Annotated in this window: 19 protein-coding genes; 4 read left to right on the top strand and 15 right to left on the bottom strand. The window is 37.6% G+C overall.

All coding sequences use genetic code 11. The features are described 5' to 3' along the window. Positions 1 to 110 precede the first annotated feature (110 nt). Both MED134_RS00650 and MED134_RS15410 read right to left on the bottom strand, forming a co-directional pair. Entirely contained in the window at positions 111 to 1,349 is a 1,239-nt protein-coding gene (locus MED134_RS00650) for an oligosaccharide flippase family protein (RefSeq protein WP_021779325.1), read from the bottom strand. A 9-nt stretch (positions 1,350 to 1,358) separates the two neighbouring features. Then, positions 1,359 to 1,493 carry a hypothetical protein gene (locus MED134_RS15410; protein ID WP_262485469.1) on the bottom strand — a complete coding sequence of 45 codons (135 nt, stop codon included), beginning with the start codon at positions 1,491 to 1,493 and terminating at the stop codon, positions 1,359 to 1,361. A 494-nt stretch (positions 1,494 to 1,987) separates the two neighbouring features. Between MED134_RS15410 and MED134_RS00645 the strand changes: the two genes are divergently transcribed. The 4 genes from MED134_RS00645 (at position 1,988) to MED134_RS00630 (ending at position 6,046) form a co-directional block, all read left to right on the top strand. Next, on the top strand, positions 1,988 to 2,347 hold the full coding sequence (locus MED134_RS00645) for an endonuclease domain-containing protein (protein WP_038596742.1): 360 nt from the start codon (positions 1,988 to 1,990) through the stop codon (positions 2,345 to 2,347). Positions 2,348 to 2,959: 612 nt separating this feature from the next. Beyond that, positions 2,960 to 4,981 carry a tetratricopeptide repeat protein gene (locus MED134_RS00640; RefSeq protein WP_021779327.1) on the top strand — a complete coding sequence of 674 codons (2,022 nt, stop codon included), beginning with the start codon at positions 2,960 to 2,962 and terminating at the stop codon, positions 4,979 to 4,981. A gap of 226 nt (positions 4,982 to 5,207) precedes the next feature. Continuing rightward, positions 5,208 to 5,717, top strand: a complete 510-nt coding sequence (locus MED134_RS00635) for a hypothetical protein (protein WP_021779328.1) — start codon at positions 5,208 to 5,210, stop codon at positions 5,715 to 5,717. Positions 5,718 to 5,722: 5 nt separating this feature from the next. Continuing rightward, the gene (locus tag MED134_RS00630) at positions 5,723 to 6,046 is read left to right on the top strand and encodes a hypothetical protein (RefSeq protein WP_021779329.1); all 324 of its coding nucleotides are present in this window, start codon (positions 5,723 to 5,725) and stop codon (positions 6,044 to 6,046) included. 320 nt (positions 6,047 to 6,366) lie between these two features. Here the strand turns inward: MED134_RS00630 and MED134_RS00625 are convergent, their stop codons facing one another. The 13 genes from MED134_RS00625 to MED134_RS00565 form a co-directional block, all read right to left on the bottom strand. Next, complete coding sequence (locus MED134_RS00625; protein ID WP_021779330.1) at positions 6,367 to 8,973, bottom strand: T9SS type A sorting domain-containing protein; 2,607 nt, start codon at positions 8,971 to 8,973, stop codon at positions 6,367 to 6,369. A gap of 129 nt (positions 8,974 to 9,102) precedes the next feature. Beyond that, positions 9,103 to 9,822 carry a LytR/AlgR family response regulator transcription factor gene (locus tag MED134_RS00620; RefSeq protein ID WP_038600735.1) on the bottom strand — a complete coding sequence of 240 codons (720 nt, stop codon included), beginning with the start codon at positions 9,820 to 9,822 and terminating at the stop codon, positions 9,103 to 9,105. A 38-nt stretch (positions 9,823 to 9,860) separates the two neighbouring features. Beyond that, a complete protein-coding gene (locus MED134_RS00615) occupies positions 9,861 to 10,178 on the bottom strand; it encodes an Hpt domain-containing protein (RefSeq protein ID WP_021779332.1) in 318 nt (105 codons plus the stop codon). Next, the gene (locus MED134_RS00610) at positions 10,179 to 11,210 is read right to left on the bottom strand and encodes a sensor histidine kinase (protein WP_021779333.1); all 1,032 of its coding nucleotides are present in this window, start codon (positions 11,208 to 11,210) and stop codon (positions 10,179 to 10,181) included. It abuts the gene before it with no gap. Continuing rightward, on the bottom strand, positions 11,211 to 12,341 hold the full coding sequence (locus MED134_RS00605; protein ID WP_021779334.1) for an FIST signal transduction protein: 1,131 nt from the start codon (positions 12,339 to 12,341) through the stop codon (positions 11,211 to 11,213). Between the two features lie 4 nt (positions 12,342 to 12,345). After that, a complete protein-coding gene (locus tag MED134_RS00600; RefSeq protein ID WP_021779335.1) occupies positions 12,346 to 14,319 on the bottom strand; it encodes a PAS domain-containing sensor histidine kinase in 1,974 nt (657 codons plus the stop codon). After that, positions 14,312 to 14,854, bottom strand: a complete 543-nt coding sequence (locus tag MED134_RS00595) for a heme NO-binding domain-containing protein (RefSeq protein ID WP_021779336.1) — start codon at positions 14,852 to 14,854, stop codon at positions 14,312 to 14,314. The genes MED134_RS00600 and MED134_RS00595 overlap by 8 nt, the downstream gene beginning before the upstream one ends. Beyond that, the gene (locus MED134_RS00590) at positions 14,854 to 15,270 is read right to left on the bottom strand and encodes a response regulator (RefSeq protein WP_038596730.1); all 417 of its coding nucleotides are present in this window, start codon (positions 15,268 to 15,270) and stop codon (positions 14,854 to 14,856) included. The genes MED134_RS00595 and MED134_RS00590 overlap by 1 nt, the downstream gene beginning before the upstream one ends. A gap of 278 nt (positions 15,271 to 15,548) precedes the next feature. After that, positions 15,549 to 15,899, bottom strand: a complete 351-nt coding sequence (locus MED134_RS00585; protein ID WP_148305622.1) for a DUF6686 family protein — start codon at positions 15,897 to 15,899, stop codon at positions 15,549 to 15,551. 11 nt (positions 15,900 to 15,910) lie between these two features. Continuing rightward, positions 15,911 to 18,106 (bottom strand): PepSY domain-containing protein, encoded by a 2,196-nt coding sequence (locus tag MED134_RS00580; RefSeq protein ID WP_021779339.1) that lies wholly within the window; start codon positions 18,104 to 18,106, stop codon positions 15,911 to 15,913. A gap of 7 nt (positions 18,107 to 18,113) precedes the next feature. Then, on the bottom strand, positions 18,114 to 18,599 hold the full coding sequence (locus MED134_RS00575) for a DUF2271 domain-containing protein (protein ID WP_021779340.1): 486 nt from the start codon (positions 18,597 to 18,599) through the stop codon (positions 18,114 to 18,116). Further along, the gene (locus MED134_RS00570; protein ID WP_021779341.1) at positions 18,599 to 20,098 is read right to left on the bottom strand and encodes an ankyrin repeat domain-containing protein; all 1,500 of its coding nucleotides are present in this window, start codon (positions 20,096 to 20,098) and stop codon (positions 18,599 to 18,601) included. The genes MED134_RS00575 and MED134_RS00570 overlap by 1 nt, the downstream gene beginning before the upstream one ends. A 2-nt stretch (positions 20,099 to 20,100) precedes the next feature. Further along, a complete protein-coding gene (locus MED134_RS00565; RefSeq protein ID WP_021779342.1) occupies positions 20,101 to 21,006 on the bottom strand; it encodes a DUF6607 family protein in 906 nt (301 codons plus the stop codon). Positions 21,007 to 21,093: the final 87 nt, after the last annotated feature.

The following is a 21,093-nucleotide window of genomic DNA, read 5'->3' as shown; positions in this document are numbered from 1 at the left end:
TATAAAAGGATATTATAGACCTCCCTAATAGGCTTGGGTTAGTCAAAACAAAAACCCTCTCACAAAAGCAAATGCTTATGTAAGAGGGCAACTACAATTTGGGGAAACTGTTACTTTACTTGCATCTTCCAGAAATAAAGTAATTGAGCAATGAGTAAACTTCCCATTGCAACTACTTGGGCTAAAACAACTTCAAACAATGAATCGTGGAATAATATGATTAACACTATTTGTAACACTCCAAAAATGGCAGCAATTACAATAGGTTTATAATGATCTAGGGATAGATAGTAGTAGGCAAAAATGTTTGATAGGGCAAAAAAAGATGTCGCAAGTGCATACCAACCTAATAATGGAGCAATAGACATATACTGTTCTCCAAATAATATTTGTACTGCAAATGATGGAAACAGAAATGTAAATAACACAATACCACTAGCAAGGGCTGTGATGTACCCTACATACTTCATAAGTACAGGCACAGAGTTCTTACCTTCCTTGCGCATAGATACTACCGTAGGTAATAGTAGCATCACAAACATCCAAGTTACAAAGTAAACTACACGACCTATAAGGGCTAGAGATGCATATAATCCTGCATCATAAGATGGAAAATAGTGTTTTACTAAGAGTATATCGCTGTTATTACAAATGATCTGGGTAAGCTCATAGCACGCAGTTAATACAAAGAAGTTCATAACTGCCTTGCTCTCTTTTGAGGTAAGGGCAGATTGCACTGCCTTTCTAGACGTTAATTTTTTAAATGGAAACACACCTGCTATAAAAGAGATTGCGATTGCTGTAGCTACCGCGACAGACGATTCTATATTGAAGAAAAGTAATAATGCAAATGTAAGCGCGAGTCTGCATACCATTTCTAATTGGTAGGTGATAGATAATGCAATAAAGGATTTACGTCCTTGAAGATTTCCTCTGTTTACGCTCATTATGAAATAAAGTGGGACTGCTATTCCAAAAATGGTAAACATTACAGAAGACTCTGTTTGAAAAAGTGTTTGCAGCGATCCTGCAAAAACTACAATTGCCGCACCTAGTATAATACCAAAGGTGGTAGCTTGTTTATGAGCTCTTTGTACAAATGCTTCTTGTTTTGACTTGTCAAACTCCGTTGTAAACTTTGCAACTGCTAGTTGAAAAGTCATTGCAACAAATGATAGTACAAGTAGTAAGGTGATAAGTATAGCAGCATCTGCAAAGGCGCCAGGGCCTAGTACTCTACCCAGTCCTAAATTATAGAGGTAGTTTCCTCCGTTTACCACAAAGGCGCTGAGCATAAATATTTGCTCGGGAGAGAGTATCTTTTTGATTTTGTGTTGTATAGCGATCATAACTAATGATTAATAAGTCATTAACTGGATAACCGGCTTATCTACCTTTCTGTGTACTACACTTAATGTGTTACTAGCTTGTGTATTTCTAGCGTTGTGTACTACTCTTAATGTGCTTGTGTTGTTGATTATTGTAAGTCCCATAATTGTTTTGTTGTTTGTTTCTGGTACAAATATGCGAGCAATTAAGAGGCTTTCGGTTGAAATTTCGATGAGTAGAATTTTACTGTAGACGAGTGGTCGTGTTTTATCTTTAAAGCATATTTTGGTGTAATAACGCTTTCGCGAAAGTTTAATGTGATACTATATAAGGAGTGGGTTTTGGGGAGTTGGGGTGTGGTTCTTACTCGCACGAAAAAACATCTCCTCCCAGCCTCCTCTTCAAAGAGGAGGAGTGCCAACTTGAAGCCCCTCCTTAAACTTGCCTCCGACGAGTGAAGTACGAATGAGAGGAAGGCACATTTTGGGAGATGTTGGCAACTAACTTCTCACTCAAACTCAAAACATCTCCTCCCGGCCTCCTCTTCGAAGAGGAGGAGTAAACTATGAAAGCCCCTCTTTGAAGAGGGGTTTGGGGAGATGTTCGCAGCAATGAAAAATTATACTACATTGATTTACTTATATTTATATAAAAAATATTGCAGAGATTAATTCCATATCGAAGAGATTTAAAAGTGCGTGCTCAAGAGCTTAGAAAAAATATGACACTTGCTGAGTTGGCTCTTTGGGATAAAATTCGTCGTAAATCTTTGGGTATAGAATTTCATAGGCAAGTTCCTCTTCTTGACTATATTGTAGACTTTTACTGTCACGAGATTGGGCTAGCTATCGAAATTGATGGTAACATACACGACAATCAAGTTATGCAAGACGGAATCCGTCAGGGACGATTAGAAGAAAAAGGTGTGCATTTTTTGAGATTTAAAAATGAAGAGGTTTTTGAAGAAATAGATGTCGTACTTACAGCAATAGAAGACAAAATTCAAGAGTCATTGTAGTTTACTTAGTTGTTGCTTTTCTCACTCACGCGCAAAAACATCTCCTCCAGACATTTATATATTAATCACTCGAATTCAAAACATCTCCTCCCGGCCTCCTCTTCAAAGAGGAGGAGTGACAACTTGAAGCCCCTCTTTGAACTTGCCTCCGACGAGTGAAGTATGAATTAGAGGAAGGCATATTTGGAGAGATGTTAGCAACTAACTTCTCACTCGAACGGAAAAACATCTCCTCCCGGCCTCCTCTTCGAAGAGGAGGAGTAAACTATGAAAGCCCCTCTTTGAAGAGGGGTTTGGGGAGATGTTCGCAGCCATCTTCTCACTCACGCGCAAAAACATCTCCTTCCAGCCTCCTCTTCAAAGAGAAGGAGTGACAACTTGAAGCCCCTCTTTGATCTTACCTCCGACGAGTGAAGTATGAACGAGAGGAAGGCACATTTGGGGAGATGTTGGCAACTAACTTTTTACTCAAACTCAAAACATCCTCTCTCAAAACTCCATTCACACTTTACGCAACCTCCACCAGTCGACGATAAGTGTCGACGAATTGCAGATACATTAAGATTGAATCCTTTGTATATTGCCATAACTTGCACTTGTAAAACATAAGCAATGAGACAACTAACATATATTATTCTTTTCCTACTAGGTGCCACAGCATACAGCCAAGATATGTCTGCAGGTTTCACTTTATTAGAAACTGGAAAATATGAGGAGGCAAAAACATTTTTTGGCGAAGTGCTTGAAGACTATCCAGATAATAAAACAGCAAGACTCTGTTACGGTCGCGCTCTAGGGTTGAGTGGTGAGAGTGGCAAAGCAAGAACACTTTTTACAAACCTTAAAGCAGACTACCCTACAGATTTTGAAGTGGGCTTAAACTACGCCGAGTCTCTTTTATGGGATAGTGATTTTGGTGCTGCAAAAGACTTTTATGAAACCCTCGTTGCCAAAGACAGTACAAGCTTCTCTGCCCTACTCGGTTATGCAAACACGCTTTCTAACCTTAAAGAATATGACGCGGCAATCGCTTATGTAAACAAGGCACTTACCGTACAACCTGGTAATGCAAATGCTGCGGTGTCAAAAAAGTTTATGCGTTTAGGTAAGGCAAACCAACTCACAACTGCCTTTCAATATGATGCGGCAATACAATTACTTAAAAGTGCTCTTGAAGATATGCCTAAAGATCAGCAAATCATAAGCGCGCTTGCAAATACCTATATCGCAAAGAAGGATTATGAGAATGCAAACACGATGTACAGCAAGCTTTCAGATACCTTAACATCGCAAGTGGGTAAATCATTAGTTGCTCACTTACAGAAGGACGACAAGCTTGCATTATCACTGGCACAGGAGAGTATCGCTTTCGCGAAAGCAGACACTACAAAAATCATTACCGCAAACGAGCGCTACATACAAGCACTCATCTGGAACGGAAAATATGCCACAGCAAGAACTGCCATTACAGATCTTAAAAGCACCTTCCCGACTAATGCGCGCGTGGCTGCCCTCAAGGCAACTTTAGGAATGTACACGGGGACTTTTAAAAAGAGTATCGAGGTGTATAACGGTATCCTTGAGAAGGACAGTGCCTCTTTTGACGGAAATCTTGGGATTGCAAATGCATACCGTGCACAGGGTAATCTGGATGAGGCTTACGCTTTCGCGAAAAATACCTTAACCTTCTACCCTAACCAGAAAGATGCTACTGGGTTAATGAAAACTATAGAAAGTAGCCTCGCTCCCGTGATCGAAACACGAGCTGCATACACCGAAGATAACGGTGATAACCAGGCATACTCGGCTGGTCTTACCGCTACCTTGCCATTTACAAGTAGGTTTAAGGCTATATTTTCTTACAACTACCGTACTACCGAAAATATGACCACAAACGCGATGGCTTATAACACAAATGCAAGCCTTGGAGCTCATTACAGAGTTATAAATAATACCTGGCTAGAAGGAACACTAGGGTTTGTAAAAGCAGATGCAGATGCAAATGAGTATACAGATGTAAATGGATCTATTTTTGTAAAATCAAGACCTTTTCCGCTTCAGTTTTTAGAGGTAGGTTATAGCAGGACGTTACAAGATTTTAACGCCGCACTGCTAGATGAAAAGATATTTATGAATAACTATTCCCTTAACTACAATATGGGAACAAACATAAATCTAGGGTGGTATACTGGTTTAATGCACACGCAGCAAACAGATGGAAACTCTCGTAACTTACTATTTACTTCTTTATACTACAACTTTACAAAAAACCCAACGCTTAAAGGTGGTATCAATTACCAGTATGTAGGTTTTAAGGATCAAGTGCCTACGTTGTACTTTAGCCCGTCAAAATACCAAGCAGTTGAGTTGTTTTTAGATCTTACGGGACAAGCAGGAAAGTGGAGCTATGCAGCAAACGCCGCGGGAGGTTTACAAGTAGTAGAAGATGATGAGGCTACTACCCTTTTTCGCGTAGAAGCCAGAGTACAGTATGCGATATCAAGCCGCTTCCAGATGGGTGCTTACGGTAAGTACAGTAACATTGCCTCTGCAACCGCAGCAGGATTTGAGTTTATGGAAGTTGGTTTAAAATTGAGATGGCAAGTGCTTGAAAAAGGAATTATAAAGATGTAATCTTGAAGACGCTATTTGATATTAAAAAACGCCCAGCTGGGCGTTTTTTTATTGTTATAACATACAGATTACACCTCTCCATAGTGTTAGTATACTATTAGTTTTAAGAAACATAGAACTACAATATTCATTGTATATTTAGGTCGAACTAACAAGACCGTAACATAGATTGATAAAGAGAGCCGCACTAGCTTTATTTAGTAGGTTGTTAAGTATAATTTGACAGATGAAACTAATTGAACACCGAAGAATTATTAATAAGAATCCTCAAGCATACGAAACGGATTTAGAATCTGAACGATTAGTTAAATCAATAATTAACCATATTAGGAATGATTTTTCAAATGTTAGATTCGACAAACAGAAAAGAGAGATTTTAAGAGAAATAGTAATTCTACTTTTTGAGGCACAACAGCACAGACCATTTTTTCACGTGGAAGGAACTGAATTACCTCTTTGTTGGAATAGACCTTCGGACTGGAATATTGATTATATAAAATATGAATGGGGACATTTACTATCACAAAATCAAATGCCTGAAAAAAGTAGTTCGATAGAAAATATTGGTCTTTACTCTGCAAGATGTAATCAGCACATTCAAAGTAGTATGAACATTCAAGAGCTTATGGTGTATGGCGGACTTTTAGCTCAAAGAATATCTAATGTTTTAACAAATAGAAGAATATTATTTGCTTCTAAAAAATGGAATAACTTAATAACTAGTCTTTATGATTAATTAATATGGCAAATAAATGGGGAATTCCGATTGAAGTAGAAAACTTAGTGTTATCAAGAGATAAATCTTGTGTGTATTGCGGGGTAACGTTTACGGAAGACGACAAATCCAGAAAAACAAAACAATCTTGGGAACATATAGTTAATGATGTAAGAATCAATGGAGTTGATAATATTGCACTTTGTTGTATGTCTTGTAATGCTAGTAAAGGTGCTAAATTACTGGAAATATGGCTTGAAAGTAAATACTGTAATGACAAAGGAATTACGAAAGACAGTGTTGCTCAAGTAGTGAAAGAAGCATTAGATAATCAACCTAAACTACAATGAATATCCCCATAAAACAAACAACTCATTTAAAACATAAGCCTAGCTCAACTCCCTTCAATAAGCACTTCTAAGCTAATCTTAACCTATAATTTTCGCCATTTGATCTTCCTGATTTTATGAGGATAAAGACTTTTTTTGACAGCTTGTTTATAAGTTTGGTGAGTTCTTTTTATTTCTCTTACTTGAGTTATGCTTTCGCGAAAGCGTACTAAGTAATGTAGTATTATCGCGCAGAAATACATTTTATCCCACCCACAAAAAAAAGCCACCACCGTCCCCGGTGATGGCCAAACATCAAATCAAATCAAAAAAACTACTTATTATCTCTTTATGACAAACTTGCCACTGTGTTGTTGTGAGGCACTATCTACTAGTTTATAGGTATAGATGCCTGTCTGTAGGTTTGGAGCTGTGTATACAGCTGTTAACCCTCCATTATTTGTTGTTATATCTTGCGTGTCTACTATGCGTCCTAACATATCTACTACTGTGATTTGTACCGTTGCACTTGGTTTTGCTAGGCTTATCGTAGTTTCTCCTATAAAAGGATTAGGATAGTTTGTTAAGGCTAGCGCCTCTGCTGTAGCATCTACATCTTCTACCGAAAGAGCTTCAGAGTTTGCAAATCTTATGTCATTAAGGAACATCTCCTTAGTTTGTGCTGTTCCGTCTTGAGATACCATTGTAAATACTATCGTTACAAGATCATCAAGTACAAGTGGTGCACCAGAGCCGTTTACAAAGTTCTCTAGTGAGAAGTCTATCTCTTGATAGCTATCTGTAAGCTCAATGGTTGCTTTGTACTGCTCTTCCCAGTTTTCGATGCTTGCTTTTACAAAGGTTACTTCTAGGTTACCCGTTCCTTTTGCACTCATCTGTAGTGCGTTATAGTTACTTACATCTACTGCTTGAAATCGTGGAGTAAGTGCTCTGTAAGCTCCTACATAACTCGTTGTTGTTGCTGTGAAGGCAAGGTTACGCTCTATAGCATATACCTCATCATTATAGGTATTCTCATTTTCTGTAATCTCATAAGAGAGTACTTCTGTACCATCTTGTGAAGCATCTACTCCCCAAGGACCGTCAGATAGAAATAAGTCATCTGGAGTATTAATGCCGTCACCTATTCTAAAGCCTATGTCAAATAAATACCCTGTATCAATAGTAACTTCTGTGATGTACTGTTCTCCTAGATCTATTGTAGAGGTAGTTGTCACGAGATCACTTGTCTCTGTAGCTCTTATACCTGCATCAAAGGTTACACTCTCTGTGGCATTTGTGTTTACAATCTGTAGTTGTAATGCACCATTAGTATAACTACCACTTTTTACAAAAACTGTAGGTGGTGTTGTTACCTCATAAGATGTTACTGGTTTTTGTACTTCAAGTAAGTTTAATAATTGTTGTCCTAGTTTGTGTAAATCATCTATTGAGTTTGCCCATATTTGGAAGTTGTAAAAAGTTACCTCTTCTTCATAGCGATCTAGATTCCAGTGGCTCTCTACGGCAAACTCTGCTCCGTTATTTACTTCTTTCGCCGAAAGGCTTAAAACAAATTCTACACTGCCATCTATATTTCTTATAAGGGATTTGATAAACTGCTGTCCATTAATCTCTATGGTAGACACAGAGGTAAGCTCTGCTCCTAGTAAACGATCACAGATATACTTAGTATGCTCATAAACGCCATTTTCAGTTTTGAGAGCTAGTATAGAAGCGGTAGAGATGTCATTTTTAATATAGTCTACAGCATATACTTCTGTAGCGTTTGTAATATCAACAAGGTCTTCTGGAGTAGACTCTACTACATAATCTTCATTTATTTCTTCTAGAGGGATGAAATCTTGTAGTGTAAATGACTGTGCATTTCTCACTCCATAGTTTGCTGTTTTTTCTTTAAGTGGGGCTAGGTCTTTATTAAATATATAGCTCTCTTTTGCACGGTTAAAATTACGTTTTGCAATCGCATTAGATAATCTATTGTTACTCTCAAGACCGCCCTTATTACCAGTAGAAGCTTCTGGGTCTATAGTTGCACAGTCTCCATATCCAGAACACGATGGATCTTCACAATCTGTAAGACCGTCACCGTCGTCATCTATACCATTATCACATATTTCTTGTAACACTGGTGCAGTAGGGCAACGCGCGCCATCATTACTAGCACTTGATGGTCCAAAAGCAAAGAGGTTTGAGTCCATACTATTACTTCCCGTTAGGTCTTGTACACTTTGTATTACGTAGATAGTTCCTGTCTGGTTTGCAGAGACATAAAATCTCCCTGATGCATCAAAATATACAGCACCATAGGTGTATTTAAGACCAGATAAGATAGGCACTTCTCCAAGTGACTGCACTACCCCGTTTTCTGGATTAATACGGTATAGTATGTTTGAATTTTTTTCTACAGTATATAGTTGATTATCTACTGCATTAAAAGCCCAGTCGTGCACGTTAATGCTTTGTGATAGCGTCTCTGTGCTTAAAAGCTCTGTATAGGTACTTGATGTTGGGTCTAAGTCTACTTTATAGTACGTACTACCACCAGCTTTAAAATAATACTGTCCCGTAGCGCTTATGTCACCTATATACTTATTACCCGTGGTAAGTGCATCTATAGTAAAAACGGTTGTGTTAAAATCTTGACCTATTCTCACAATAGATTTTGATGGGCTAGATAAATACCCCCATATAAAACCATCTGCAGGGTTATATGCTGCAGCGTTAATGTTACCAGATGTTATATTTTCGGCCGCTAGAAAAGAGTTTCCAGAGGCAAGATCAATCGCATATACATCATTATACTGAAATAGGTATGCACTGTAATCACAGTTAAAAGGGATACCTTGTGCACCTACATTAAAAGTACATACTAAGCAAGCTACTAAGAGAACTTGTTGTGCTAGTGAGTAAAGATTTGATTTCATTATGCTTCTATGGATTTGATTATAGAAACAAAATTAGGTCGTTTATACCCTGTATTTTTTAATTTTCGATAGCACTAGTCGTGATATCGACGAGTGGTAGTTTACTGTAGACGAATGGAAATACTTAAATTACAACAAGTTAAGTCGCTTCATAAGTTCTGGTCTATTAGAACGGCTTATAGGGATTACATCTCTTGCTATGAGGACGCTATTATCCTCAATATCAACTATTTTCTTAATATTAATGATATAAGAGCGATGTACTTTTAAGAACAAGCTGTCTGGCAGTTTTTCTTCTATCTTTTTAAGTGTAGAGTGTACTGTATAATTCTTCCCTTCGGTTTTTATGAGTACGTAGTCACCTTTGGCTTCTACAAGAAAGATTTTATCAAACTCAATCTTTATGAGACGCCTGTCTATATTTACATACATCTCCTTTTCTGACTGCTCCTGCTTAGTTTCTTGTACGACAGGAGCTGCTTTTTGAACCACAGGTGGTTTAAAGCTTTCTACCTTTTGCATTGCCTTAAGGAATCTAGGTAATGTAATAGGTTTTACTAGGTAATCTACAATACAATCGTATTCAAAAGCCTCAATAGCAAAGTCACGATCTGAAGTGGTGAGAACAATCTTTGGCGGATTTTTAAGCGAGTCTATAAAGTCAAAACCCGTAAAATCTGGCATATGTATATCCAAGAATATAAGATCGACCTCGTTTTTATTTAAAAACTTAATCGCTTGCATCGCGTTAGGGAAGTCATCTACTACAGTAAGGTTATCTACTTGACTACATAAATGCGAGACTATAGTTCTCGCAGCAGTTTCATCATCTACAATTATACAATTCAACATATGAGGCATTTATTGTTGTATATGCAATTTACAGATTATAAATCTTTTATAAAATCTATGACGCTATTTAAGATGTCTTTAAATGCTTGTTCCAGGCGTGTGTTATTTTCTTTGAGTTCGGCTTCATAAGTGATGGCAAGTTCGTACCCATCTACGAGGCCTACTATGCCTAGCTTGTGCTTGATTTTATGTACATTTTCGGCCGCTTTCGCGAAAGCGGAATTCTTCATATTCTCTTCATACTCTGCGATCTCTACAGGAAGCTCTGCTTGTACCACCCCGATGAGTACTTTTTCAAAAGATGCGTCTCCACCTGAAAGTTCTTGTATGTAGCTTAGATTAGGCTTTTCCATTTATGTAGTATGTGGTAATGTAAAATAAAAAGTTGTGCCCACTCCTTCTTCGCTCTCAAGCCAGATCTTACCACCGTAAAAGCTTACAATCTTTTTTACTATGGAGAGCCCTATGCCGGTACCTGAAGTATCACTATCTAATTTTTGGAAAATCTGAAAAATTTTCTCAAAGTAGGCTTTGTTGATACCCTTACCATTATCTGCTATTTTAAATCTGGGAGCACCAGCGACAATCTCGCAACTTACGGTGACCTTACCTTCTGGTTTATCCATATTTGCAATGGCATTACCTACGAGGTTTTGAAATAATTGCTGGATTTTCACCTTGTCTGCCACGATAGTGGGTAGATCTTTTATGATTACCTCAACATTACTAGGGACAGCTTGTAGATTTAACACATCATCTAGTAATACATTAAGATTTATCTCTCGCTCTTTGCGTAAGTCCTTATCTATAGAGGAGTAGCTCAATATACCAGAGATGAGGGCATCCATCTTTTCTAGATGTGATACAATGAGTTTTATTTGCTCTTTACCGTCATCACCCAGTGCCTCTTCATAATCTTCTTGTAGCCAGCTTATGAGAGCTTCTATACTGCGCAGTGGTGATTTTAAGTCGTGAGAAACGATATGAGCATAATCATTAAGTTCTTGATTTTGTAATGCAAGTTCTTGTAATAACAACTCTTGATTTTCATTAACTCGTATAAGCTCTTCTGCTTGCTCACTTATGTACTCTGCTAGGTTTCTCTCCTCTGCATTCTCATCAATATTATCTGGATTTGCTTTATGAATTACGGCTTGTAACCTATCTAGTAATGACTTTTGCTGAGCCGTTTCTTGTCTTAATAATTTATTTGCCTCAAAAAGCTCTTCTGAACTAAGCATCATTGCTCTCTGGGTCATTTTGAACTGATTCTCAAGTGTATCATATGAACCACTTACTGCCTTTAAAAAAACATCAAGGTCTTCTCTATCCTTAAGATCATCAGGTAGATATTTACGTAATTGTCTTTTTAAAAGAGGGTTCATCTATTCGCTTATTAAAGTGATAGTCATTGTCTGGTTATGCAATTTACAACTATGCTCACCATAAAATGGTGCAATCTCACCATAAGAATACATACCGGCTATGGTGGTATCATTACCTATCACGCTCATTACTTCATCTACCTCTTCTTCTACACGCTGGTCTAGTACGAGTTTACGCCCTATGCAACTTATAAGTAGCGCAAGCTCTGGAGGTGTTTTTCTTCCTTCCATCGCTCTACTTGCTGCAGTCTCTGATGCAACGGCTATGTTATCCATATTAGTCATCATAAGTTGTACTGTAGCCTTCTCCGGTACATCACCAGCAAGTATCATCGCATTTTGCTCCTCATCTATATTAAGTATTGTGCGCACAAAAGATTGTTCATTTTCCTGGCTTTTCACATTGAGCGGATATATAAGTGCAGATCCAGGTAACTCCGCTGCTTTATCTCCCAAGTATCTCTTGTATAAATCTAAAGCCGGTTTACCATCTATTTCATAAAGAACGTTTCCTTCAGACTTAGTAATAAGTCGCTCTGGTCCAAAAGGTGTCCAACCACCATAGATTGAAAAGGAGGCTTCAAATGTTTCTCCATAAAAACCTATAACTATAATCTCACCCTCTTTGGGTTGCTGGTTATATGAAGCAAGCGTTCTCTCAAAACGAGCATCATCACCACAAAGACCTCCAGTGATAAGAACATCTGGTGCAGCCTCTTGCATTCCTTTTGTAAGTGCAGATCCATTTACAGAGCTACCTTCAGAAATTACAAAAATGTGCTTAAGCCCCTCTTTACTAAGCTTTTCTACCACAGTTCTTCCCGCTTGCTCACTATCATTATGAGCTTCAATAATAGATGTTGTTTGTACTTCAAAGCGCGTCTTTTCAAACTCAATTGCTGTAATTGTAATGTGCTCATCATTTACCGCACCAGCAACAATCTCACCACTAGAAGAACCAAAAATGAGGTGGCCATCTGGAAAAAGTGACCGTACTTCTTCATAAATAACAGCATCCTCAAGCAAATACCTGTTACCAAAAACGAGAACCAAAGGCGATTTTAATGAAACATTTTCAGACAGGTACTGCCATTCTTTATCTTTTTGTCGCTGTAACTGTACTGTTTTCATATTATTATTTTTTTAATGTAAAGAAAAATGTTGTTCCTTCTCCAGGAGTACTTTCTAACCAGATTTTACCAGAATAAAGATCTACTATCTTCTTAACTATAGATAAACCTATACCTGTAGAATCTTTGTGTTTGTTAAGTGATTGGAAAATTTCAAATATTTTATCGTGGTATTCCTTTTCGATACCTATTCCATTATCAGATACAGAGAATGTATTATACTCTTTACCTTGCTCACATCCTATTTTTATAATGCCCATCTCTTTATCTGAGTAGCGTATGGCATTACTCATTAAGTTCTGAAAGAGTTGTTGTATACGTACCCTATCTGCCTTAATGATAGGTAAGGTGTCTTCTCGCTCTATACGTATATTATCAGGGATGTGTAATAACTTTTCTATATCATCTATTACTCCAGAAACAGATACGTCTTGTACCTCCTTCTCGTCTGACGAGACACTTGAGTATTCTAATACATCAGATATAAGTTGCTCCATCTTCTCCAGAGTTGTACCCATTAAGTCTAGATTTTCTAAACTGTCGCTAGATAGCCCATCTACATTATCTTCTTTTACCCAAGTTAATAGGGCATCAAGACTGCGTAATGGAGACTTTAAATCGTGAGAAACAACGTGTGCATATTCTTGCAACTCGTGATTACTAGAAGCTAGCTTTTGTAATAAACTCTCTTTTTGTAATTCAAGTTCTTTAATGGCTGTAATATCAAGATGGATACCTATCGAACCTATAATGTTCCCACTTACATCGTAATTTGGAGCGCCACTGATAAGCCAGTGCCTTTTTTCTCCTTGTTTTGTAATAGCAACCACTTCATAAGAGTTTGAAGTACCTTTAAGGCGCTTTTTATTTTCTTCTAAAAGTCTTTGTTGTGATTCTTTATCTAATAGTATATCTCGACCTCTTTTGCCTAGAAGCTCTTGCTCTTTATAACCAGACATTTCTTCGAGACTTTGGTTTACCATAAGTATCTTGTCATTAGTATCAACCTCAACAAGACCCAGTTCCATATTTGCAATGATACTACTGTACTTAGCTCTTTCTGCCTCAATATTTTTTCTAAACCTTCTATGTAGTGTTACATCTCTATAAGTTGTGAGATGACCTTTGTATTTACCCTCTTCATAGATGGGTATAAAATCTCTTTCTATTATTCTACCATCTTTGAGTTGTAACTCATCACCTACCACTTGCTCTTTGAGTTTAATAAGTGTTTTAATTCTAGTTACAAAACGCTCTTCATTCTCAAAAAGGTGTTTGTATCGCTCTGCTGCATTTGTACAATCTTGACCTATGAGCTCAGCAGGAGTAATAGCTATACTAAAGAAGTCACAAAAACGCTCATTTGCAATAACTACTTTTCTGTTTTCGTCTTCTAGTAATATCCCGCTCTCAAGATTTGAGATCACTGCAGAGAGTCTGTTTTCAGAATTAATGAGTTTTTGTTCTGCTGCTTTCTGTTGTGTAATATCCCTTACAATTCCTTGCGCGGCTATAGGTTGTTTGTTTTCGTCGTATACAATACTAGCATTAAGCTCTAGAAGAATTGTGTTACCGTGTGCAACAATGCGTATATTAAAACCAGTAAGAGAGCCCGTTTTATATAACTTTTGAAAACCAATAGCAGCCTTTTCATAATCATCTGGATGAAGTGTATCCATTAGATTTTTTTTATCCTCGATAGTAAAATCTAATAAAGCTTCTGCTGCTTCATTCATTTTTAAGACATCGCCCAGTAAGTTAGTCACCACATAGGCATCTACTATATTTTCAAAAACACCTTTAAGCTCAGATGTTTTTTCTTGAACAAGTCTTTCAAGCTGAATGTTTGCTTTTTGAAGTTCTTGGCTTTTGTAAAAAAGCTCTCGTGACTTATCCTCAAGTATACGCTCAGCCTCTTTACGGGCTGCTTTTTCACGAGCAAGCGCTCGTTCATACATTTTTAATTTATCTTCACTCATTAGTCGTTATACTAAACTTAACTTCAGTTCCCTGATCATTAAGTTTCTCGACTAAGATAGTAGCTTTTTGATTAAAATGCTCAAAAGTTTTATTCATTAATCCTTTTCCAAAAGAGTGCATTGCTCTACTAGACGTATAAACCATTACTAACTCATTGCCAGTATGTTTAAGGATTTCAAAAGTAGGTAGCTCTGCGTCTGGATATATTTTTATTACCTCTACGTGTATATGATTTTCTATAGATGCAAGCATCTCTAAAGGATCTGTAAACTGAAGTAAAAACTCTGGATAACTTCTCTCTACTACACTAAAAAAGTGCTCTCCATAAACTAATAATAAGTCGTCTATAGCGATACCTGTTTCTTTATTGAGATTGGTAAGTAAGCTTACCATCTCTGCAAAGCTGTAAGTTCCTACTGCAGTATAAACACCATTAGAAGGGAGATCAGAATTAGATAAAATGGTATCAACCATCTCTAGTCCAAACTTATCTTCTACAAGATCTAAAAATTCTGTAAATACGATTCCTTTCATTATGCTTTTATTAGTTCGTTCTGATCCCAGTAGTTAAGAGTACGTTCAATTTTCTGAACGTAATCTTCATATTTAAGCGGCTTTAAAATATAACCCGCAACACCGTGCTTATAGCACTCTAGTACATCTTTTCTGTTACTTGATGTAGTAAGAATAATGGTAGGTAGATATCTAAGTACCTCATCTTCTTTTAATATTTTCAAGAATTCAATGCCATTTATACGTGGCATATTGAGGTCTAAAAATATGATATCTGGAACCACATTTTCATCCTTAAGAATAGCAAGCGCTTCTTCTCCGTTTTTTGCCTCAATGAGGTCGTGCTGCATATCGAGTTTTTTTATCGCTCTTTTAAGCTTCATAACTTCGATTGCATCGTCCTCTATTAATAGAACTTTTAATTTTTTTGACCCCAAATCATTATTTTTAAATGTGAACAAATATGGAAATTAAAAATCAATCCCTTAGTAAAAATTAGTTGAACACATATTTTACTGTCGACGGATGGTAGATAAGTGTCGACGAGTGGTAAAAAAGGGTGTTTTTTACGCTTTCGCGAAAGCAAAATGATAATTTATACTAGTATTTAGTCTCATAGCAATACGACTGGCTGACTGCTAACCACTTAGCAATTTTATTTTTAATTACAAAATATAAGCTTGTAATATTTTATAGATTTTATGCCTTCGCTCTATTAATTCAAAAAAGAGGTATAGTCTATCTCGTAGGGTTTAAGAAAACGGTTTGTTTTGGTCTTAATTTTTAATAAGTCCTTAAGTGCGTTGAGCTCACTTTGATTAAAAACCATTGCTAGATTTTGTTGCATAGACTGTATAGGTATCTTACGCTTGAGCAATGCACGCTGGCAAGAAGCTTCCCAATATGCAACATCAATCTCAAAAACAAACGTGGTAAACGCCTTAAACTCTCTTGGAGTAAACTGAAGGTATATATTATTAAAATAGAGATGATATACCCTACACCCCTTGCAGTATGAGAGCTCTCCTTCTATATTTTTTGAAAGTGTTTTGAGATTTGTACACATAAGCATTGTTTTTAATAGCAATCTGTTTTTAGCTGTCCAGACTCCTTAAGGCTTGCAATATCTGTTGTACTATATTGTGCAAGCGTTTCTTCTAGAAGGTCAAGTACATCGTTTTGCATCGCCAGCGATCCACATATCATTATGACACCCTTATCCTCTATCACTTTAAGCAGTACGTCGCGACGTATTCTTAAAGCATCTTGCACATACTGTTTGTCCCCCTCTCTGGAGTAGCTTTTATAAAATTGTACACGTGGGTTTGTAGCATACTTTTCTAAGAGGTAATCATTATAAAGTGCGGTAGATGCCCCTGTACGACTCCCCCAAAACACGTAAAACTCCGTAGGTGCTTTTGTATCCAGCATCCCTATAAAAGGTGCGATACCAGTACCATTTGCAATCATTACCACTTGTCTAGCCTTTTTAGGTAAATGAAAGTGGCTATTATGATTTATACTCGCTTTAATTATAGTACCCTCATTAAGGCTGTATAAATAAGAAGACCCTTTACCCATACTGTGCTTTTTTACACTTAAAACTATGGTGTCTGCTACCCTAGCAATGGAGTACTGCCTAGCGACTGTTGTATCTGGTGGAATGATTGCAAGTAAATCTCCAGATGTAAATGAGGTCTTTTTTAAGGGCTGCAGGGTAATAATGAAGGTTTCGTCTATATTTATTTCAGTTTTTTTAAGGATTTTGAAGTCTTGTAAAACGGCTGCCTTTTTTACTTTTTTCTTAGTGTCTAGCGGTAATGTTACACCTATACGTTTTCCATATTGTGCACCCCATTCTTTTACTTGAGCCACATCTCCATTATTAATTTTATGTAACGGAAGCTGGGGTATAAAACCGGCTTGAGCTTGTAAAAGTCCATCTACTTGTATGGCAAACTTACAGTAGTCTGGATACTCACGTGAGCCAAAACCTACCACAGCATAGGCAATCTCGTTGGGTTGTGATATAGTTTTAAATTTTTCAATAAACTTTCTGGCATTTGTAGGTGCCTCACCTTCTCCATATGTTGATGTAAAAATGATGATGTGTTGCGCTTTCGCGAAAGCGGTATACGAGTTAAGCATCGTCATAAACACATTTTTACCGCCAGCAGTAAGATCTTGATACAGGGCGCGTGCATATGAATGACTTGTACCCGTCTCCGAACCTACAAGAATGATATACTCACAGTCATCCTTATCTGGCATTTTGAGCGTTCTCCCCTTCTTTGACAGTCGTTTTATACTCATTACACAACCCGAGTACATAAAATATAAAATAGAAATACTAGCCAGTAGTAGTACGATAGACCATAAAACGGTTCCTTCTCCGGTATGTAATACCCAACTTATCTTAGATACAGCTTCTATAAATGGATATGTAGTACTCCTTACAATCTCCCCAGTAGCTTGATTTACATAAACCTCTTTATCTGAAAGTGCAATCTCATAATACTCCTCTGGATCACTAGAAAATGGAAAAGCTACCTCACGCACCTCACTGAGCATTGTTTCTTTAAAAAAGGGTATCTCAGTAACACGGTCATACCTCACAGCATCATCTTGAGAGGTGTACTCCACTACTTCTGTTTGTGGAGAAGGTATTAATTCAAACTTTTCGGCAGAGAGATAGACGCCTGTAAATGCAATTATGATTATGGGGATGATAAACCACCTACTAAGCACAACGTGATATCGTAACTCTGGGTAATCTTTATGAACTCTAGCAAATATCTTTCTTAGGCCACCTTGTCGCTGTATAAGCAAAAGAAACCCTGTAAGAGCTATAGCGAGTAATAATAGCGCTACTATACCCACAAAGACACGCCCTAGGGTTTTTAAAAACAGTGATCTGTGTAAGTTAGTCGCAAAGCTATAGATGGAAGGGCGCTCTTGTACAATGGCAAGGGTTTCACCCGTAAGAGCATCTATGTAGACATCTTGCGTCTCCATCTCTGAGGTAAGCACAGCCGCTTTTACAAATCTGGCAGTGGTTACTTCTAGGGCAAAAACCTCATCATAGTTTTCTTTAACTACACCTATTGTAGTGCCTAGTGAGATGCTATCTAGCTCACGCACATCATATCCTTTTGCTTGATGAGCAATAGGCTCTATCGCAAGTATAACACCAGTTATAGCTGCGACAAGTAAAAATAAAGATGAAACTAAGGCTAGTACAAAGTGACTATATCGCCAGATGGAGAGGGTCATAAGTATCTTACTGAGGTAACATTCTTACGTAGCGTATAAAACCTTTACCTTCTTTTTTGGCTTTCAGGTTTTCTGAAGTAAGCTCAAATTGAATATCATCTTCATAATATTCTTGATCTTCTACAGAGGTTTCAAAACGTAAACTATAACCTTGATCAATTTTATCTTCTGGTATTTGTAATACAGTCACTGTGCGCTCACCACCACTTATGGTAGCCCCAGAAATTGCATCTATATTAGGGCGGCGCTTCCCATAAAATTGCCACCAGGCAGTAATCTCACTGTACCACTCGCTGTCTTTACCTTGCACATAGAGTGTCTCTTCATACGCACCGGTAGGATCTAGAAGCGATACTACAAGGTAGGCTCCTTCTCCACTATAGTTAGTCATCTGGATAAGGCACTTTACAGGTTTTGTGGTTGCTGTGGTAAATGCACTTAATAAAAGCCCCGTGAGTAACAGGGCTGGTATGATTTTATAGATACTTTTCATTATTTTAAAAATGTTAGAGGGATGTTATTTTGCTGTAATAGTTCGTTTTCGGTAGCGAGGTCTAGTACAGACTCTTCAAAATCTGTTTTTACTGTGTGATCTGCACCACTAGCTATGAGTAACTTCATAAGACGGTCGTCTTTTGCCTTCATTGCTGCAATGTGCAGTGCAGTAAGTCCTTCACTGTTTTTTGCGTTAATGGCTGGTTTATATGCGAGAAGCTGCTTTACAAGGTTTACATCATTTTTTAAAACTGCAAGATGTAATGGTGTATTTCCTTCGGTTTGTGTAGTGGTAAGAGACACTCCTTTTTTTGATAATAAAGCAAGCTTACTTTCAAAAGCTTTTGGATTCCTAGCGCTATATGATTGTACAAGGTATGATGCTAGTGAGTTACCTGCTTTATCTTTCGCGAAAGCGTCACCGCCATTATCTAGTATATATTGTACAACACTCATATCATTACCGCCCACAGCAAGCATAAGTGGTGTTTGCCCCTTATCATTTACTGTATTAATATCTGTAAGTTGCTTTGCGAGTAACTGCACGATTGCGAGATTATTTCTGGCAGCAGCATTGTGAAAGGCGGTTGTACCACTTTTATCTTTCTGGTTTACATCTACGCCTGCATTTATAAAGAAGTTAAAAATAGCTGCGTCTTTGTTGCTATACGCAAGACGGTGTAAAGGTGTTGTACCTTGTTTTGTAACCACATTTGCCTCAAGACCTAGCGATTGTAGATACTCATAAACGGCTAGTGAGTTACTATAACCACGACCACCTTGAGCTGCAAACATAAATGCGTTACCTCCATCACTGGCAAACTCTTTATAAGCCACACCACTTGCTACAAGGGTTTTAAGAAAATCTATATTTCCTTTTTTTGCGGCATAGTTAAAAATGCCATTCCCCTTAGTATCTGTAGCATTTATGTCAAAACCTTTATTTAAAAAGTAATCAAGATCTGCATCTGTTTTTAATGATGGTGCTGCAAGTAAAAGTAAGTTTACACCGGTATCGCTTTTTTGAGCGGTGAGGTTTACGCCTGCATCTTCAAAAGCATCAATGATGGCTGGATGAACCTGCCCAGCATTAATCCCGAAAGCTAGCGGAGTAAAACTATGGCTGTCTAGTGCTGTTGTACTAGACCCCTCTTTAAGTAAATAGTTTACAGTCGCAACATCACCTGCATATGCGGCCCAGTGTAAATAGATACGGCTGTCGTGTGTCTTTTTTGCTACGTCATTACCTGGCTGTGCGAGGAGATATTTAATTACAGCTACATCTTTCTTTTCAAGTAGTGCATACACCGTAGCATCAAAGGCGTTTGCATTGAGCATTGACGGGTCGTTACCTTCTTTTATTTTTTGTGCGACGGTACTTACTGTGACATCACCTTTCCAAAAATCTCTATTTAGAAAAATGTTATCGTCTTGTGCGTTTACTAGGGTACTTGCTAGAAGAATAGCCAGTAGTAATATATTATGTGCTCTTTTCATAATTATTCTTTTACAAATGATTCTATAAGTTGGTCTATACTTTCTTGATCGTCATATCCTTCGCCAAAAAGGTGCTTGTACAACACTTTATTATCTACCTTTTGCTCTAGATGTAGGTCTTTGTTCTTATTGTAAACTTCATCCCATTTAGTGCGCACAAGCGCCCATTTTTCTTGGTTATCTACCCACCACTTTGCAGCAGCAGCACATTTACTATCATCTACACGCTTGTAGGTGTTGTATCCTTTTTCTTTGGCTATTACTTGATCTTCTTGGTTTGCGGTGCGCACTACCTTACTATTATCTTGATCGTGTACCCATCCATAAGGAGTGATCTCCTGGCGATTACCACGTACCGTAAGGTTATAGTCACTTCTAGTAGTATACTCTCGCCTAGGTAAAGGTGCATTTGCGGTATTCTCCCAATAGCTCTTACCATCTACGTGTACCCAGGTTGCAGAGCCTTCGTAACGCGGACTATCATCTACTTGATACACCTTTTGTGTCCACTGTCCAGCTACATCATCTGCACTTTTACTCTCATAAGTCCATACATTATCTGCGTTGTATGAGTAGAGGTTTGTGTTTTCATAAAGCCAGTTTTGTCTCCAGTGTTTTACAATCATAGGTTGTTCTGCGCTTCCTACTTGTAATAAGTGTTGTATCTCAATTTGATCCTCCTTATCTGTAACGAGTTGCGCCCACTCTAGCCCTTTGCTTACCTTATTTTTTGAAGGCTTATATAATGAGTCATTACTATAATTAAAGGTCTCTGCAAAGTTAAAAGTCACTTCAAAGCAGCCGCACATCTTCTTTATAGCTTCTTTATCGAGCTCCTTTTTATTAGTCTGTGCTGTGGTTTGTAATCCTATACTTATTATAAGTAGGGTAAATAATATTCTTTTCATCTGATAGGTATGTTGTTAAGTAATTTGTGGTGTAAAAATAGTTATTTTTATTAAATCTAAATAACAATAAATACTATATTTGCTCAC

The sequence above is a fragment of the Dokdonia sp. MED134 genome (assembly GCF_000152925.2).
GTDB lineage: Bacteria > Bacteroidota > Bacteroidia > Flavobacteriales > Flavobacteriaceae > Dokdonia.
The sequence above is the reverse complement of the archived record's forward strand: the minus strand, read 5'-3'. Positions and strand labels throughout refer to the sequence as shown.